Source organism: Novosphingobium naphthalenivorans NBRC 102051, assembly GCF_001590985.1.
Lineage (GTDB): Bacteria > Pseudomonadota > Alphaproteobacteria > Sphingomonadales > Sphingomonadaceae > Novosphingobium > Novosphingobium naphthalenivorans.
In genome coordinates, this window is sequence record NZ_BCTX01000177.1 from 1 (window position 1) to 2472 (window position 2472).

A 2472-nucleotide genomic window follows, 5' to 3' on the forward strand; every position below is an offset into this window, starting at 1 on the left:
GTAAGCGCTGTTCCGTGCCCACCTTGCGCGGTTGAAGCGTAGCGCCGAGTTTCCGCGCCCTGATTGGGCGGGAGTGCGCTGCTACTATGATAATCTCGGGTGATGATCCTGCGAGCAAGGGGGCGCAGCGGTTCGAGGTCTTTACGGGCGCGGGCAAGCGGCGGGATTGGCCGCCCGAAGTGAAGGCCTCGATTGTCGCGGAGTGCTATTCGGGTCGGGAGGGTGTCAGTGCCGTTGCTCGCCGGCATGGGCTCGATCCTTCGCAGGTTTACGCATGGCGGCGGGATTTGCGGAAGCGGCTTGAGGCCGAAGGTGTGGTCCTGCCTTTGGCAGAGCCGGAAGCGGTCGCGTTCGTGCCCGCCGTAATCGAACCCAGCGCGGTGCCAGATCCTGCTCCCACGCGGCGTTCCCGCCGTCGACGTCGCACCGCGGCTGCAGCCGTCGAACTGGAGATCGACGGGGTGGCGGTGAAGATCGGCCGCGATGCCGATGCTGGCGTGATTTCCGCAGTGATCGAAGCCCTCAGGGCAACACGATGATCGGACCCAGTGGTACTATGGGCGCTGGCGCGCGCGTGATGGTTGCGACGCGCCCGGTGGATTTCCGCAAGGGGCCAGACGCGCTGGCGGCGCTCGTTGGCGCCGAGTACGGCGGCGATCCCTACTCGGGCGTGATCTACGTCTTCCGCGCCAAGCGCGCGGACCGGATCAAGCTGGTTTGGTGGGACGGGACCGGCCTGTGTCTGATGGCCAAGAAGCTCGAGTCCGGCGGCTTCAAGTGGCCGGGTATTCAGGACGGAGTGATGCGCCTGACCTCGGCGCAACTCGGCGCGCTTCTGGAGGGTCTGGACTGGCGGCGGGTGCATGGCGGACGCCGCCCCATGGCCCCGCAGATTGCCGGTTGACGAGGCCTTCGCCTACTGATTCACTGCCTTTCATGCTCTTGGAAGCGGACCTTCCCAACGATGTCGAAGCGCTGCGTGCGCTGGTCCTCGAACAGGCCCGCGAGCTCGATGTACTCAAGGTTTTCCGGGCTGAAGTCGAACGCCTGCAGGCGATCATCGACGCCTTGCAACGCCACCGTTTCGGACGTCGTTCGGAGCAGCTCGACCCCGATCAGTTCGAGCTCGCCCTGGAGGAAGTCGAAACGGCGCTGGCCGAGGCGGAGCATGCCTGCGCCAAGGCGAGCCGTGCGCCGGCCGAGCGACCGCGCAAGACTAACCGCGGTTCGCTCCCGGCCCATCTCGAGCGGATCGAGCAGGTCGTCGATGTGGAAGACAAGACCTGCCCCTGCTGTGGTGGGGCGCTCCACCAGATCGGCGAAGACGTGGCCGAACGCCTCGACGTCGTGCCTATCACCTTCCGCGTCCTCGTCACCCGCCGCCCACGCTACGGCTGCCGCTCGTGCGAGAGCACCATTGTGCAGGCCCCGGCACCGGCACGGATCGTCGAAGGCGGTATTCCCACCGAAGCGCTGATCACACAGGTGCTGGTCGCCAAGTACGCCGATCATCTACCGCTGTACCGCCAGGCGCAGATCTACGCCCGGCAAGGCATCCAGCTTGATCGATCCACCCTGGCAGACTGGGTCGGGCGGGCAGCATGGTACCTGCGTCCCTTGCGCGACCACATCCTCGAGCGATTGCGACGATCAGAACGGCTTTTTGCGGATGAGACCACCGCGCCGGTGCTCGATCCGGGCCGCGGGCGGACCAAGACCGGCCAGCTATGGGCCTATGCCCGCGACGATCGCCCTTGGGGCGGCGGTGATCCGCCGATGGTCGCCTATGTCTACGCCGCCGACCGCAAGGGCGAGCGAGCCGAAGCGCATCTCGGCGATTTTGCCGGCATCCTGCAGGTCGATGGCTATGGCGGCTATGCCGCGCTCGCCCGGCGGCGCAACCAGATCGGCCTCGCTTTCTGCTGGGCGCACGTGCGCCGCAAGTTCTACGAACTGAGCGATACATCGCCGGTCTCTACCGAAGTGCTGCGTCGCGTCGCCTTGCTCTATGCCATCGAGGATGAGGTGCGAGGATTTTCGGCGGAGCAACGCCGGGCTGTTCGCCACGACCGCAGCCGCATCATCGTCGACGATCTTCGCCAGTATCTCGAAGCCCGCAATCGCCAGGTCAGCGCCAAAAGCAAACTTGGCGAAGCGATCCGCTACACGCTCACCCGCTGGGATGGACTGTCACGCTTCCTCGACGATGGCCGCGTCGACCTCGACAGCAACACCGTTGAACGCTCTATCCGACCCCTAGCGCTGAACCGGAAGAATGCCCTGTTCGCCGGTTCCGACGAAGGCGGCGACAACTGGGCGGTGATCGCCACGCTCATCGAAAACTGCAAGCTCTCCGGCATCAACCCGCACATCTGGCTGACCGATACACTGGCCAGGCTGGCCAACGGTCATCCGGCAAACGGCGTCGCCGAACTCATGCCTTGGACCGCCGTGGGCTGAGAACACCGCTTA

General features: G+C 65.5%; 3 protein-coding genes. All 3 read left to right on the top strand.

Annotation, left to right across the window (positions count from 1 at the left end):
* Positions 1 to 86: 86 nt before the first annotated feature.
* The 3 genes from tnpA to tnpC are packed head-to-tail and all read left to right on the top strand — an operon-like array spanning position 87 to position 2460.
* Positions 87 to 539 (top strand): IS66-like element accessory protein TnpA, encoded by a 453-nt coding sequence (gene tnpA / locus NN5_RS27385; RefSeq protein ID WP_067739284.1) that lies wholly within the window; start codon positions 87 to 89, stop codon positions 537 to 539.
* Complete coding sequence (tnpB, locus tag NN5_RS24505) at positions 536 to 904, top strand: IS66 family insertion sequence element accessory protein TnpB (RefSeq protein WP_067739286.1); 369 nt, start codon at positions 536 to 538, stop codon at positions 902 to 904. The genes tnpA and tnpB overlap by 4 nt, the downstream gene beginning before the upstream one ends.
* 32 nt (positions 905 to 936) lie before the next feature.
* Positions 937 to 2460, top strand: a complete 1524-nt coding sequence (gene tnpC, locus NN5_RS24510; protein ID WP_067739289.1) for an IS66 family transposase — start codon at positions 937 to 939, stop codon at positions 2458 to 2460.
* Positions 2461 to 2472: the final 12 nt, after the last annotated feature.